General features: G+C 70.7%; 15 protein-coding genes. 10 read left to right on the plus strand and 5 right to left on the minus strand.

Annotated features, from left to right (window positions below; translation table 11 throughout):
• Positions 1-33 precede the first annotated feature (33 nt).
• The 4 genes from AW273_RS08995 to AW273_RS09010 all read left to right on the plus strand — a co-directional run bounded on the left by AW273_RS08995 (position 34) and on the right by AW273_RS09010 (position 2,840).
• Positions 34-1,218, plus strand: coding sequence for an MFS transporter (locus AW273_RS08995; protein WP_062347111.1), 1,185 nt, complete (start codon positions 34-36; stop codon positions 1,216-1,218).
• A gap of 298 nt (positions 1,219-1,516) precedes the next feature.
• Positions 1,517-2,047, plus strand: coding sequence for a dihydrofolate reductase family protein (locus tag AW273_RS09000; protein ID WP_232327217.1), 531 nt, complete (start codon positions 1,517-1,519; stop codon positions 2,045-2,047).
• A 42-nt stretch (positions 2,048-2,089) separates the two neighbouring features.
• Positions 2,090-2,518 (plus strand): SRPBCC domain-containing protein, encoded by a 429-nt coding sequence (locus AW273_RS09005; RefSeq protein ID WP_062347113.1) that lies wholly within the window; start codon positions 2,090-2,092, stop codon positions 2,516-2,518.
• The gene (locus AW273_RS09010) at positions 2,511-2,840 is read left to right on the plus strand and encodes an ArsR/SmtB family transcription factor (protein ID WP_062347115.1); all 330 of its coding nucleotides are present in this window, start codon (positions 2,511-2,513) and stop codon (positions 2,838-2,840) included. The genes AW273_RS09005 and AW273_RS09010 overlap by 8 nt, the downstream gene beginning before the upstream one ends.
• Positions 2,841-2,884: 44 nt before the next feature.
• Here AW273_RS09010 and AW273_RS37100 read toward each other — a convergent pair whose 3' ends face one another.
• Complete coding sequence (locus tag AW273_RS37100) at positions 2,885-3,499, minus strand: class F sortase (protein ID WP_062347117.1); 615 nt, start codon at positions 3,497-3,499, stop codon at positions 2,885-2,887.
• Positions 3,496-3,807, minus strand: coding sequence for a hypothetical protein (locus AW273_RS38495; RefSeq protein WP_062347119.1), 312 nt, complete (start codon positions 3,805-3,807; stop codon positions 3,496-3,498). The genes AW273_RS37100 and AW273_RS38495 overlap by 4 nt, the downstream gene beginning before the upstream one ends.
• A gap of 130 nt (positions 3,808-3,937) precedes the next feature.
• On the opposite strand from AW273_RS38495, the gene AW273_RS09025 reads away from it, so the two are divergent.
• The 3 genes from AW273_RS09025 to AW273_RS09035 are packed head-to-tail and all read left to right on the plus strand — an operon-like array spanning position 3,938 to position 6,509.
• Complete coding sequence (locus AW273_RS09025) at positions 3,938-4,615, plus strand: response regulator (protein WP_198168064.1); 678 nt, start codon at positions 3,938-3,940, stop codon at positions 4,613-4,615.
• A complete protein-coding gene (locus AW273_RS09030; protein ID WP_232327219.1) occupies positions 4,612-5,985 on the plus strand; it encodes an ATP-binding protein in 1,374 nt (457 codons plus the stop codon). Before AW273_RS09025 ends, AW273_RS09030 begins: the two co-directional genes overlap by 4 nt.
• A complete protein-coding gene (locus AW273_RS09035; RefSeq protein ID WP_062347122.1) occupies positions 5,982-6,509 on the plus strand; it encodes a hypothetical protein in 528 nt (175 codons plus the stop codon). The genes AW273_RS09030 and AW273_RS09035 overlap by 4 nt, the downstream gene beginning before the upstream one ends.
• Positions 6,510-6,512: 3 nt before the next feature.
• On the opposite strand, the gene AW273_RS09040 is transcribed toward AW273_RS09035, so the two are convergent.
• The gene (locus AW273_RS09040; protein ID WP_062347124.1) at positions 6,513-6,929 is read right to left on the minus strand and encodes a MarR family winged helix-turn-helix transcriptional regulator; all 417 of its coding nucleotides are present in this window, start codon (positions 6,927-6,929) and stop codon (positions 6,513-6,515) included.
• A 72-nt stretch (positions 6,930-7,001) separates the two neighbouring features.
• Here AW273_RS09040 and AW273_RS09045 point away from each other — a divergent pair, with 72 nt between their 5' ends.
• From AW273_RS09045 to AW273_RS09055, 3 genes are all read left to right on the plus strand, one after another.
• Positions 7,002-7,454, plus strand: a complete 453-nt coding sequence (locus tag AW273_RS09045; RefSeq protein WP_062347125.1) for a nitroreductase family deazaflavin-dependent oxidoreductase — start codon at positions 7,002-7,004, stop codon at positions 7,452-7,454.
• 90 nt (positions 7,455-7,544) lie between these two features.
• Positions 7,545-8,627, plus strand: a complete 1,083-nt coding sequence (locus tag AW273_RS09050; RefSeq protein WP_062347127.1) for an aldo/keto reductase — start codon at positions 7,545-7,547, stop codon at positions 8,625-8,627.
• Between the two features lie 14 nt (positions 8,628-8,641).
• The gene (locus tag AW273_RS09055) at positions 8,642-9,100 is read left to right on the plus strand and encodes a protein-tyrosine phosphatase family protein (RefSeq protein WP_062347129.1); all 459 of its coding nucleotides are present in this window, start codon (positions 8,642-8,644) and stop codon (positions 9,098-9,100) included.
• 55 nt (positions 9,101-9,155) lie between these two features.
• On the opposite strand, the gene AW273_RS09060 is transcribed toward AW273_RS09055, so the two are convergent.
• Together AW273_RS09060 and AW273_RS09065 are read right to left on the minus strand one after the other, a co-directional pair.
• The gene (locus AW273_RS09060; RefSeq protein WP_062347131.1) at positions 9,156-11,603 is read right to left on the minus strand and encodes a DUF8508 domain-containing protein; all 2,448 of its coding nucleotides are present in this window, start codon (positions 11,601-11,603) and stop codon (positions 9,156-9,158) included.
• A 97-nt stretch (positions 11,604-11,700) separates the two neighbouring features.
• Positions 11,701-12,744 (minus strand): serine hydrolase domain-containing protein, encoded by a 1,044-nt coding sequence (locus tag AW273_RS09065; protein WP_062347133.1) that lies wholly within the window; start codon positions 12,742-12,744, stop codon positions 11,701-11,703.
• Positions 12,745-12,845 lie beyond the last annotated feature (101 nt).

The raw sequence follows: 12,845 nt of genomic DNA on the forward strand, positions 1-12,845 counted from the left end.
ACCGTTCAAATGCCTTTGAAAGGTAAGAAACGGATGGGCCGGTCTTTCAACGCCCTGTGGTTCGGCACCGGCGCGGCGAACCTCGGTGACGGCATCGCCCTGTTCGTCCTGCCGCTGCTGGCGCTCGGCGTCGGCGCCTCGCCCGGTGGCGTCGCGGCGGTCACGGCCGCGCTCACCCTCGCCTGGCCGGTGTTCGGCCTGCACGCGGGCTGGATCGTCGACCGCGTCGACCGGCGGCTGCTGCTCTCCGGAGTCAACGTGGCCAGGGCGGTGGTGCTGGCCGGGGTCGGTGTCGCGTTCTTCGCCGAGTCGCTCTCCCTGGCAGTGCTGATCGTGGCCGCGATCCTGCTCGGCGCGGCCGAGACACTGGTCGACACCGCGCTGACCTCGACGATCCCGCTGGTCGTCGAGCCCGACGGCCGCAACCGGGCCAACGCCCGGATCGAGGCGACGGTTAACCTCACTAACCAACTCGCCGGCCCACCTCTGGCAGGCCTGCTGGCCGGGGTAAGCCTGCTCCTGGCCACCGGCCTGAGCGCCGGCCTCTACGCCTTGGCCGTCGCAGGCTTGGCCCTGATGACACTCGGCCCGTCAGCGCTCGGCCAAGCCGATCCGAGCAGGAATGCCCAGGTAAGTGCCGGTTTTCGGCATCTGTGGCGGCAGCCGGTGGTCCGCACGTTGACCCTCTTCACGGCCGCGATGAACATCCCCTGGGCTGTCTCGACCGCCCTCTTCGTCGTGTACGCCATAACCCCGGGCCCGCTCGGCCTCACCCCCGCGCAATACGGCCTGATCCTCACCGCCATGGCCTTCGGCGGACTGGTCGCCTCGGCCGTGGTCGAACGCCTGCGGCTGAGGTTCGGCGTGACCCGGCTGCTGATCGCCGACGCCGTCGGCACGGTTCTGCTCGTGCTGCCGGTCGCCGTCGGCGCTCCGGTCTGGGCCGTGGCGGCGGGGGCGGTCGTCGCGGGCGCGGGGTCGAGTGTCTGGCGCATCCTCGTGGCCACCATCCGGCAGAACCTGTCCCCGCCCGACCTGCTCGGACGCGTCTACGCCGCGTCCCGCATGATCAGCTGGGGCGTCATCCCGGTCAGCGCGGCCCTGGCGGGGGGCGCGGCCGAGGTCTGGGGGGTTCAGGCCGTCTTCTGGGGGGCGACCGTGATCTCGATCGTGGTGCTGGCGGTGTTCGTGCCCTACGCGGTGCGGACCGACTTGTAGGCCTCGGTCAGCCGGTCGAGCACGCTCGGGCCCTCGGGCGGAGGGCCGCCGGTTGGAGGCGATGCCCTCGATCGATCCGGCCAGCAGTTCGCGGAAGTGGCGGCGGTTGCTGAACATCATGTCCCGCAGGACGAGCAGGCTCCAGCTGTCGCCGAACGTCTCGACCGCCGCGTTGATCGGGCAGCCCGACCGTGCCGATTCCACTCTTCGCCCCTCCCAAGTGGTTGCAACTTACCACCGGTTTGCCTTAGTTTCGGCGTACCAGTTGCAAATTGCAACCAGTTTGGAGGGAGAAGACGTGAGCGCGAAGGTCCTGTGGCACTTCACGATGTCGCTCGACGGGTTCGTGGCCGGCCCGAACCACTCGATGGACTGGATGGAGGGGCTGCCGCCCCGCCCCGACCTGGTACGGGAGTACGTCGAGGCCCTCGGCGCCGTGCTGGGCGGACGGGCCGGCTGGGACGCCGCGATCGACGAGGCCCGGCCCTACGGCGACTGGCGGGGACCGATCTTCGTGCTCACCCACCATCCGGAAGACGCCCGGCCGGCCGACGGCGTGACGTTCCTGAACTGCGACGTCGCCGAGGCGGTCCGGATCGCGCGGGAGGCGGCGGGCGACAAGAACGTCGAGGTCCTCTCGCCGACGATCGGACGGCAGCTCCTGGAGCGCGGCCTGATCGACCAGATCGACATCCACATCGCCCCCGTGCTGCTCGGCGACGGGATCCGCCTGTACGACAACCCCGGCGGCAAGCCGATCAGACTCCAGCCGAACGCGACCGTGGACGTGCGCTACCATCCTCTTGACGCAACCACTCGGTTGCCATAGATTTATGGCAACCGAATGGTTGCAACATATGGAGGGGTTCCGATGGCATTTCCCGATCGGATCGAACGCACCGTCCACATCGGCCGCCCGCAGGAGAAGGTCTGGGCCGCCATCACCACCGCCGAAGGGCTCGGCACCTGGTTCGGCGAGGCCGCCGAGGGCGAGGTGAAGGTCGGCGGCACGGTCGAGCTGAGCTGGCAGAGCGGCGACACCGCCCGGCTGCGCGTCGAACGGCTCGACCCGCAGTCGGTCTTCGCCTACTCGTGGCACATCCACGGCCTGCCCGAGAACGACCCGCGCCGGACCTACGTCGAGTTCACTCTCACGCCCGACGCCGAGGGCACCAGCCTGACCGTCGTCGAGACCGGCTTCGCCCAGCTCGACCACGACGAACACGCCATGGCCTTCGACGGCAACACCCGCGGCTGGAAGCACGAGCTCGACGAACTGGTCGCCTACGTCAATGGCTGACGAGTCGCCCGAGACGGTCGCCGAGGCGGTCTTCACGGCCCTGGCCGACCCCAACCGGCGGGCGATCCTGGCCGCGCTGGCCGAGCGGGGGCCGGCCACCGCGACCGACCTGGCCGGCCGGTTGCCGATCACCCGGCAGGGCATCGCCAAGCACCTCGTGCTCCTCGCCGACGCGGGCCTGGTGGTGGCCGAACCGGGCGAACGGCGGCGGGTGCGCTACCGCGTGGAGACCGAGCCCATGCGGGTGGCGCAGCGGTTCCTGGCCGTGCTGGCGCGCGACTGGGACGGCCCGCTGGCGGCTCTGCGGACCCATCTGGAGTGATGAGGGGCGCCGCCCACGCCGACGTTGGCGCGGGCGGCGCGTCCCTATTCCGCCGACGGGTGCAGATCGGCGTAGACGATGACGTTGTCGCGGTAGTGGCCCGTCGCGGCATCGAAGGACCCACCGCAGGTCACCAGTCTCAGGGCGGGGTGGTCGAGGGGGCCGTACACGCGCTCGGCGGGGAAGCGGCTCTTGGGCACCCGTTCCACCGACGTGACCGTGAACCGGGCCACCTTCCCGTCGGCGCGGGTGACGTCGACGGTGTCGCCGCGGCGCATCCGGCCGAGGTCGTGGAAGACGCCGCGGCGGCCCTCGCCGTCGACGTGCCCGAGGATCACGGCCCCGCCGGGCTCGCCGGGGGCGTAGCCCGGGGCGTACCAGCCCGCGTCCTCGGGCTCCTCGGGGACCTGCACGGTCCCGTCGGGGTTGAGGCCGAGCATCATCAGGTCGACGTAGACGCCGATGCGGCCGACCTCCAGTCGTACCGGCCTCGACCTGGGCAGATCTCTCGCGGCGGGCACGACCGGCAGGGCCACGGCCACGGCCTCGCCGGGCGGGGGTGCGGGCGGCGCCTCCCTGGGGAGGAGCGCGCCGCCCGCGAGCAGGGCCCCGGTCGCGGTGAGGGCGGCGGCCGCCAGGCCGAGGACCCTGCGGGTCACGCCGCGCCGCGCCGCCGCAGGGCGACGAAGCCCGTCGCGGCCCCCGCCACGAGAAGGACACCGCCCAGCGGCAACGCGGCGGGCACGCCGCCGCCGGTCTGCGGCGCGCCGTCGGGAACCGGGCGGCTGTCTCCGCGCTCCCGCGGCACCGGCGCCGGCGTCGCGGCCCGCGACCGGACGGAGGGCACGGGAGAAGGCGCCCCGGCCTGCTCCGCGGGCGCGGGCTCCGGCGACGGCGCGGCGGCGGCCGGGGCGGCGAAGGTGAGCGTGGCCGCGACGAGGCCGATGGCGGCCAGAGTGAATCGCATACATCCTCCTAGGTCTCGACCCGGGATCCTGGCAGCGTGATGTCCGCTGGCCATGAGCGGAATGTCATGAGCGTGTAATGAACGTCGCCTTCGGCGGTATATGCGCTGATCAAGCCGGATACTGGTGCGCGTGGCCCGGGTGATGCTCATCGAGGACGACCAGTCCGTCCGTGAAGGACTGCGGTTGTCGCTCAGCCGCCACGGCCACGAGGTCGCCACCGCCGGGACCGGCGAGGAGGGCCTGCGGCGGCTGCGCGAGACGGCGATGGACATCGTCGTGCTCGACCTGATGCTGCCCGGCCTCGACGGCTTCGAGGTCTGCCGCCGGATCAGGGCTGGCGGGCACCTGCCGATCGTCATGCTCACCGCCCGGGGCGACGACCTCGACGTGGTCAGCGGGCTGGAGGCGGGCGCCGACGACTACGTGGTCAAGCCGGTCCGGCCGCGGGTGCTGGAGGCGCGCATCCGCGCCGTGCTCCGGCGCTGGGCGGCGCCCCTGGACGCCGGGCAGGAGACCCACGGCGACCTGGTGATCGACCGGGCCGCGCTCACGGTGGCCAAGAACGGCGTCCCGGTCACGCTGCCCCCGCTGGAACTCCGGCTGCTGCTGGAGTTGTCGGCGTCCCCCGGGCAGGTGTTCAGCCGCCAGCAACTCCTGGAATCGGTCTGGGACCTCGACTTCCTGGGCGACTCGCGGCTGGTCGACGCGTGCGTGCAGCGGCTCCGCACCAAGATCGAGGACGTCCCCGCCCAGCCCCGCTACGTCCAGACCGCGCGTGGCTTCGGATACAGATTCGGTCCCCTGTGAGAGGGCTGCGCGCCCGGTTGGTGGTGGTCTTCGTCGCCCTGGCCGGCTTGAGCGCGCTCACCGCCGCCGGTCTGGTCTACAAGCAGGCCCGCGACCTCATGCTGAGCCGGACCGAATGGTCGGTCGTCAACGAGTTCCGGCTCCGCGTCGCCACCCTCACCGAGAACATGCAGCACCCGCCGGGCCGGGCCGCCCTGCAGCGACTCGCCAATGGTGTCGCGCCCGCGTTCCTCGACGCGACCGGCGCGGCCGTCTACGGCGACTCGGGCCTGGTCGCGTCGGGCGACGCCGTCGCGGCCCTGACACCCGACCTGCGGCGGCGCGTCGCGGCCGAGCGGCGTCTGGTCTACCAGCGGGTGGTGCACGACGGCGATCCCTATCTCGTGGTGGGCACGCCGGTGCTGCTGCGCCGGGAGGGCACCCCCTCGGGCGTCGAGGTCTACCTGGTCTCCTCGTTGCACACCGAGGCCGCCGACCAGGAGGCCCTGGTCGCCGCCGCACGCAACGGCGTGTTGCCCGTGCTGCTGCTGGCCGTGCTGTTCGCGCTGGTCGCCGCCGGTGGGGTGCTCAGGCCGGTACGCGATCTCGACCGTGCCGCCCGCCGCCTGGGCGCCGGGGAACTCGACACCCGGCTCAAGGTCACCGGCCGCGACGAACTGGCCCGGCTGGTCAAGACGTTCAACGCGACCGCCGAGGCGCTGGAGACCAACGTGTCGATGGCCCGGCGGTTCGTCGCCGACGTCTCCCACGAGTTGCGCACCCCGCTGGCCTCGATCCTCGCCATGGCCGAGGTGATCGAGGAGGAGTCCGCCCGGCTCGACGGCGACCTGCCGGAGGCGGCCCGGCTGCTGAACCTGGAGGCCGGACGGCTGGTGAAGCTCGTGGAGGACCTCATGGAGATCTCCCGCTTCGACGCGGGGGCCGTCGGCCTCGTCGTCGACGACGTGGACGTCGCGCAGGCGGTGGCGGCGAGTCTGCGTACCCGGGGATGGACCTCGGACGTCGAGGTGCACATCGAACCGGGGGTGCGCGTGCGGCTCGACCCGCGCCGGTTCGACGTCGTCATGGCCAACCTGGTCGGCAACGCGTTGCGGCACGGCGCAAAGCCGGTGACGGTGTCGTTGGAAGAGGCGCACGACGTCGTCATCGAGGTCGCCGACGCGGGCCCCGGCGTCGACCCCGACCTGCTCCCGCGCGTGTTCGACCGGTTCTCCAAGGCCGACGCCGCCCGCACCCGGTCGGACGGCAGCGGCCTCGGCCTGGCCATCGCCCTGGAGAACGCCCGTCTCCACGGCGGCACGATCGAGGTCGGCAACCGGCCCGAGGGCGGCGCGGTGTTCCGGCTCACGCTGCCCAGGGAGCCGCGATGAGACATCTGCTGGCGGCGCTCCTGCTGGTGGCCGGGTGTGGCATCAGCCCGACGGGCGTACAGGACGGCGGGGAACCCGCGAGCGGTTTCCAGCCGAGCATGCGGCTCTACTTCCTGTCGGGCCAGCGCCTGAAGGCGGTCACCCGGCCGATGCCCTGGCCGTCGCTGAAGGAGACGCTCAACCTGCTCGTCGACGGCCCCAGCGAGCCCGAACGCCGTCTCGGCCTCGGCACCGACCTGCCCAACTGGATCGGCGGCCTGGGCGCGGTCACCGCCGACGACGCCAAGGTGCGGATCACCGTCGAGCCGCCCGCCTCGGTCACCGTCCCGGTGCCGGCCCCCCGGGAGGCCTTCACGGCCCAGCACGACCGCGTGTTGTGGCTCGGCCAGCTCACCTGCACGGCCGCCGCCGCGCTGGCCGCACGGTCGAACATCGACGCCGACGCGGTGACGGTCGTGGTGCGGCGCGGCAGGGAGAGCTTCGGGTCGTTCCGCTGTTCGGAGTTCCCGCGTGCGGCGGAGTGACCGTCAGCAGCGCCCGCCGCAGCGCTCGATGATCTCGGCCATCGCCTGCTCGAAGTGTTCGCGCCCTTCGGGCGTCAGGGTCGCGACCAGGCCTTCCAGTTCGGTGTGGACCTCTTCGTAGAAGGCCGTCGCCGCCCGGCGTCCGTCGTCGGTCAGGGTCACCGCGACGGCCCGCCGGTTGCCCGGCACCGGAGTGCGCCGCGCCAGCCCGCGCTTCTCGGCCCGGTCCATGAGCCCGGTCAGGGCCGCCTTCTCGACGCCGAAGACCGTGGCCAGCTCGGCCATCCCCCGAGGCCCCTCCAGCAGCACGCACAGCAGCTTGGCCTGTACGGGGGTCAGGTCGTGACGCTGGGAGACACGCGCGTACAGGCCCTGCACCAGCCCGGAGAGCTGGACCAGCCCGATGGCGACGTCGTTCATGGACGTAACGGTACATCGTGCATATAGTTAGCGCCCCATACAGTACGCGCCATTAACCAACAGAGGTGTGCCGTGACCTTCGACACCCCCGCCGGAACCCGGGGCAGCCGCCAGCCCGGCGGACGCCTGTTCGTCTGGTTCAACAAGCTGATGGCCCGCCGCATCCGCAAGAGCGGCAACTTCAGCGGCTTCAACGCGCTGGTCCTGACCACCGTCGGCCGCAAGACCGGTCAGCCGCGCACCACCCCCGTCGGCTGGTTCCCCGGTCCCGACGGCACCTGGCTGATCGTCGCCTCCGCAGCCGGCGCGGCCGGGAACCCCGCCTGGTACTACAACCTCGCGGCCCACCCCGACCAGGTGCGCATCGAACTCGACGGCAAGGCGTTCGACGTCACTGCAGAGCAGTTGCACGGAGCCGAGCGCGAGCAGGCGTGGAAGGAGATCGTCGCCAGGTCGCCCCGGTTCGCCGGATACCAGGAGAAGACCGACCGGCAACTGCCGGTCATCCGGCTGAAATCCCGCTAGCGGCAGGATCGTGCAAGAGGTCGAGCGGATCTTTCTACCCCTTGTCGCAGCTCAGCGCTTCGATGGAGGAGACGAGAAAGGAACACGATCATGCCGCTCGACCACTACGTGACACTCGGACGCTCCGGCCTGCGGGTCAGTCCCCTCGCCCTCGGGGCGATGACGTTCGGCGACGACCCCGGCTCGGCGGGATGCGACGTCGAGGAGTCGGAGAAGATCCTCTCGACCTACCTCGACCGGGGCGGGAACTTCGTCGACACGGCCAACTTCTACAGCAACGGCCACTCGGAGAAGATCCTCGGCGACTACTTCGCCGCCCGGCCGGGTCTGCGCGGCCACACGGTCGTGGCCTCGAAGTTCTTCGGCAACATGCACCCCGGCGACCCCAACGGCGGCGGGGCGGGCCGAGGCTCGATCGTCGCCCAGCTCCACGAGACCCTGCGCCGCCTCCAGACCGACTACCTGGACCTCTACTGGCTGCACAACTGGGACCGCAACACTCCCCTGGAGGAGACGATGCGGACCCTCGACGACCTGGTGCGGGCCGGCAAGATCCGCTACATCGGCTTCTCCAACACCCCCGCGTGGGTCACCGCCCAGGCGCAGACGACGGCCCTGCTGCGGGGCTGGACCCCGCTGATCGCCCTCCAGGTCGAATACTCCCTGCTGGCCCGCACGGTCGAGGGCGAGGTGGCCCCTCTGGCCCGTGACCAGGGCATGGCGCTGACACCCTGGAGCCCCCTGAAGAACGGCTTCCTGTCCGGCAAGTACCGCCGGGGCGTCGACGTCGCCGACTCGGCCAGAACCGCCTACGTGGGCGGCCCGACCGAGGACGAATACCGCGTCATCGACACCCTGGCCTCGGTCGCCGACGAGGCCGGCGCGACGTCGGCGGCGGTCGCCCTGGCCTGGCTGCGCGCCCGCCCCGGCACGGTGGTGCCGATCGTGGGAGCCCGCCGGGTCGAACACCTGGAGAGCAACCTCGCGGGCGCGGACGTGACCCTCACCCCCGGCCAGCTCCGCACCCTCGACGAGGTCTCGGCCCCCACGCTGGGCTACCCGGCGGCGGTCAACGGAGAGGTGCGCTCGATGTTGCAGTTCGCCGGGACGACCGTCGACGGCGAGTCGTCGACCGTCTATCCGCCGCTGCTCCAGAGCTCGGTGCGTTACTGACGCAGAATGGGCGAATGGAATACAGGTTCGTTCCCTATGACGACCAGCCGTGGCACGAGATCATCCCCGGCCTCTTCATGGGCGGCCATTTCCGCAATGACCCCGGCGGCCTGCTGCCCGTCGTCGTGGCCGACGAGTTCGATGTGGTCATCAGCATGATCCGCCTCGACGGCCACGGCCCGGGAACCTCCGCCGTCCACCACGCCTGCCACGTCCCCGACGGGCAACTGACCCCGGCCGAGATGGCCGAGGTCCGTGCGATGTCCGACCTCGCCGCCGAGGCGGTGCGGTCGGGGCAGAAGGTCCTGGTCAGGTGCAGGGCGGGCTACAACCGCTCGGGTTTGGTGGTGGCGCAGACCCTGCTCCTGCTGGGTCACGGCCTGGACGAGGCGATAAATCTGGTGCGAACAAAACGCTCGTCGTTCGCCCTGCACAATCCGTATTTCGTGGAATACCTGACCGCCGGCACATGAGAAAGCGCCCGTCCCCCGGGGAAGAGGACGGGCGCTTCTGTTTCTGCGAAGGGTGTTACTCGACGTCCACGACCGGGCTGCCCGGACGGCACCGCTCGGGCAGCGGTTCCGTGTTGCACCCGGTCAGGATCCGCAGGATCTGCGGGTCGTGGTCGGAGGCCTGGTCGGAGAACTCGGCGTTGATGTGGACCACGCCGTAGGCGTAACCCTTGATGTTCGGGGTCACCAGGATGTGGTCGAGCGCCTGCGAGTTCCCGTCGAAGATGTACGAGTACCGCTCACCCGCGGGCAGGTCGTTGATCAGCGCCTTCAGCAGCGCGCCGTTGTCGGTCAGCGTCGAGACCGCCGGCGAGAACTGGTAGTCGTTGATGTCGCCCAGAACCACCGCGCGGGCCTGGCCGCCGCTCTTGGCGTGCAGGTCGGCGATGAAGTTGCGGACCTCGGTGGCCTGCGCGACGCGCTGGACCTCCGTGGTGCGGTTCGGGGGCTGCACGGCGGCCGAGTGGGGGTGGTCGCCGCCCTTGCTGTTGAAGTGGTTGGCGACGACGAAGAGCTGCTTGTTGCCGTCGTACAGGAACTCGCCGACGAGCGGCTTGCGGCTGGACTCCCACGCCGACGAAGTCGGGTTGATGCGGCCGGGGGAGGCCGACAGGTAGACCTGGTTGCTCGTCGGGCGCTCGCGCAGCACCGTCACGGCGGTGTCGGCGTCGCCGCCCGGACGGTCCACGAAGGTGGTCCGGGCCGGGTTGAACAGGAAGACCTGGCGGATGTTGCCGCCGGGGGCGCCGCCGTCGGTGCCCTCGTTGGGGTCGATCGAGCGCCAATCGTAGGTCGGGCCGCCGGCCGCGACGATGGCCGCGATGAACTTGGCCACGGTCTGGTCGGCCGCGACGGTGCCGGTGGCGGTGCCGTTGTTGTCCTGGATCTCCTCCAGGGCCAGGATGTCCGGCGTGCCGAGGTTGACGACGACGGCCTCGGCGAGGCGCTGGTACTTCGCGGCCGAGTCGGCGACGGTCAGGTTCTCGACGTTGTACGTCGCGATCGACAGGTCGCCGGTCTTCTTCGGCGGGGTCACCTTCTGGCGCTTGAGGCCGCCCTCGGTGATGGCGCCGAGCTGGGTGGCCTGGAGCACGTAGCCGCCGAAGCTCTGGTAGTCGATGACGCCGGTGGTGCCGGCGGCCAGCGTCGAGCCGACGTTGGCGGCGGGGGCGCCGACGAGCGACTGGATGAAGAACCGGCCCGCGTTGTTGTCGGCGTATTCGAGGTAGACGTGGCCGCCGCGCGGGGTCGGGTTGTGGTTCGGGGTGTAGGTCACCCAGAGCTCGCCGAACTGGGTGTCGACCGGGCTGACCAGCTTGGTGTCCTGGGCGACGGTCATCCGCATGCCCTCGTGGACCTCAAGGTAGTCGAGGACGTACGACGACGGTTCCAGCGGCTGGGCCTCAAGGGCGCCCGACTTGGTGTAGACGGCGGGCAGGTTGACCGGGACCGGCGCGGGCAGGGCGTTTCCGCCGGACAACTTGACGGTGTTGATGGTGCCGCCGAGCTCGGTCAGCGCCTGCGAACCCGTGGCGGGACGGTATTCGGTGACCCGGCCGGAGGCCAGCACCGAGTCGCCCGGGACGACCGTCGGCGAGGTCGTGCCCATGAAGACGAAGATGCCCTCGGAGGTGAGCGGGTCGGCGTCGGCCGTGGGGTCCTGCATCCAGTAGCCGCGGCTGCTGCCGGTGGTGCGGACGGCGGTGACGATGCCGGGCACGTTGGTGACGTTCTGGCCGACGATCGGGGAGATACGGCCGGAGCCCTGGATGTCGTGGATGCGGACCGAGCCGGGCGTCGGGTCGGTCGGGCCGCCCGTGTCCGTCGCGGTGACCGTGGTGCCCGCGGTGTTGGTGGCCTTCGGCACGCCGGAGGTGAAGTCGACCGAGTTGTTGTCGGTGTCGATCATCGCGCCGGAACGGGCGGCGGCCGTGGTGTTCGTCAGGCCGGGGGCCGCGAGGGTCTCGACGTTGGCGGTGGCGCCGTAGCCGACGAGGTCCTTCACGTTGGGGGCGGTGGAGCAGGAGATGCCGCAGCCGACGAGCGGGACCTGCGCGGTGACCAGCGCGACGACCCCGGAGGTGCCCGACATCGGGATCGAGCCGATGGCGTCGGGGGTCGGCAGGCTCAGGGTGCCGCCGGCACCGGCCGCCTGCTGGACCAGGTACCTGCCGTGGGCCGGGATGGTTCCGCTCAGGTTCGTCATCTGGAAGACGGCACCTGCGGCCGAGGCGTATTGAACGCTCCAACCGGAGACGTTGATCGGGCTGCCGGTGAGGTTGGCGAGCTCGATGTAGTCGTTCTTGATGGTCGCGCCGGAGTTACCGCCACCGCCGTACACGCCGGAGATGACGACGTCGGACGACAGCGCGTTCGCAGGAGCCTGAACGGTCGTCAGGCTGGCCGCGACCGCTAACGACAGACCTGCCGCAGCGATCAGGCGGCGTGCTCTGGGCTTTGCCACGGGTGTGTGCTCCTCCTATGGAGAGTGTTCTCCAGAGAGCATGCTGGCCCCCGTGATCAGGCGGAAGTACCAAAATTGACGAACTGCCGTGATTGCCCTAGGTGTTCCGCGTTTCTTTCCACCGCGTTTCACTGCTGGTGGGGAACGGTGACGAGGTCAGCAGTTCGGTGATCTCTTTCGTGTACGGCGTCGACAGCACCTGTGTCAGGAATATAACGATTGCATCGTTCCACGGGTCGACGGCGAAGGTCGTGCCCGCGGCGCCCGACCACCCATAGCCGCCGGTTCGCCAGGTCGTCACCCCGAGCCCGAACAGGCGCCCGTCGTAGTGGCCCGGAGTGGGCGTCGCCCAGGCGGCCTCGGCAAGATCCACCACGTCGCCCGAGGGCCGCAGCAGGCCGGTGGTGAGCAGCCAGCGGGCGAACCGGTGGTAGTCGCGCATCGTGCCGACCAGCCCGCCGCCGCCCGACAGGAAACCCCATTCTTCGAGCGGGGTCGTGTACGTCACCCGGCCGTCCAGATGGTGGAGCGGGACCGCCGTGGCGGGCCGGAAGGTGGTTTCGGTCATTCCCAGGGGCCGCAGGATCAGCTCGCCGAGCACCTCGTCGAGCGGCGCGCCCCGGACCACTTCGAGCACCCGTCCCAGCACGTCGGTGGCGTAGCCGTAGTTCCACCGGGTGCCCGGCTCGAACAGCAGGGGCAGTTCCGCCAGTTCGTCGACGAAGGCGGCCAGGCCGCGGGGCCGGGGCGGTGAGCCGAACCCGCGCTCCCGGTAGAGGTCGTCGACCGGGTGGTCGAGGAACGCGCCGTAGGAGAGCCCGGCGGTGTGCTGGAGCAGGTGCCGGACGGTGATCGGGGACCGCGCCGGGACGCCCGGCCAGACCCGCATCCCGGCGAAGGCCGGCAGGTGGCGGGCCACCGGTTCGTCGAGGCCGAGCGCGCCCTCGCGGGCCAGCAGGACCGCGGCGGCCGAGGTGATCGGCTTGGTCATGGAGTAGAGGCGGTAGGGCTGCCCGGGCGCGACCCCGTGCCATTCATGCCGGACGACCTCGCCGCCCCGGCTCACCAGGAGCTCCCAGAACGGCAGGTCGTAGCGCCTGAGCTCGTCGTGCACGACGACGATGCTGGCCTCCTCGCCCATGGGAGTCAAGCCTGTGGACAAAGGTTCGCCCATATGAACCAGTCGAAAGCCAACATAGTATCCGAAAACCGGCAAAGCGCTTCGAGGAGTTCACATGTATG

It is taken from the genome of Herbidospora yilanensis (genome assembly GCF_001570565.1).
Classification (GTDB): Bacteria; Actinomycetota; Actinomycetes; order Streptosporangiales; family Streptosporangiaceae; genus Herbidospora; species Herbidospora yilanensis.

Bases quoted from the DNA above. Each gene is read 5' to 3' on its own strand.
- AW273_RS09065 (WP_062347133.1), bottom strand. From the start codon at position 12,744: ATGGGCGAGGAGGCCAGCATCGTCGTCGTGCACGACGAGCTCAGGCGC.
- AW273_RS09040 (WP_062347124.1), bottom strand. From the start codon at position 6,929: ATGAACGACGTCGCCATCGGGCTGGTCCAGCTCTCCGGGCTGGTGCAG.
- AW273_RS38495 (WP_062347119.1), bottom strand. From the start codon at position 3,807: ATGCGATTCACTCTGGCCGCCATCGGCCTCGTCGCGGCCACGCTCACC.
- AW273_RS09005 (WP_062347113.1), top strand. From the start codon at position 2,090: ATGGCATTTCCCGATCGGATCGAACGCACCGTCCACATCGGCCGCCCG.
- AW273_RS09035 (WP_062347122.1), top strand. From the start codon at position 5,982: ATGAGACATCTGCTGGCGGCGCTCCTGCTGGTGGCCGGGTGTGGCATC.
- AW273_RS09055 (WP_062347129.1), top strand. From the start codon at position 8,642: ATGGAATACAGGTTCGTTCCCTATGACGACCAGCCGTGGCACGAGATC.
- AW273_RS09010 (WP_062347115.1), top strand. From the start codon at position 2,511: ATGGCTGACGAGTCGCCCGAGACGGTCGCCGAGGCGGTCTTCACGGCC.
- AW273_RS09050 (WP_062347127.1), top strand. From the start codon at position 7,545: ATGCCGCTCGACCACTACGTGACACTCGGACGCTCCGGCCTGCGGGTC.
- AW273_RS08995 (WP_062347111.1), top strand. From the start codon at position 34: ATGGGCCGGTCTTTCAACGCCCTGTGGTTCGGCACCGGCGCGGCGAAC.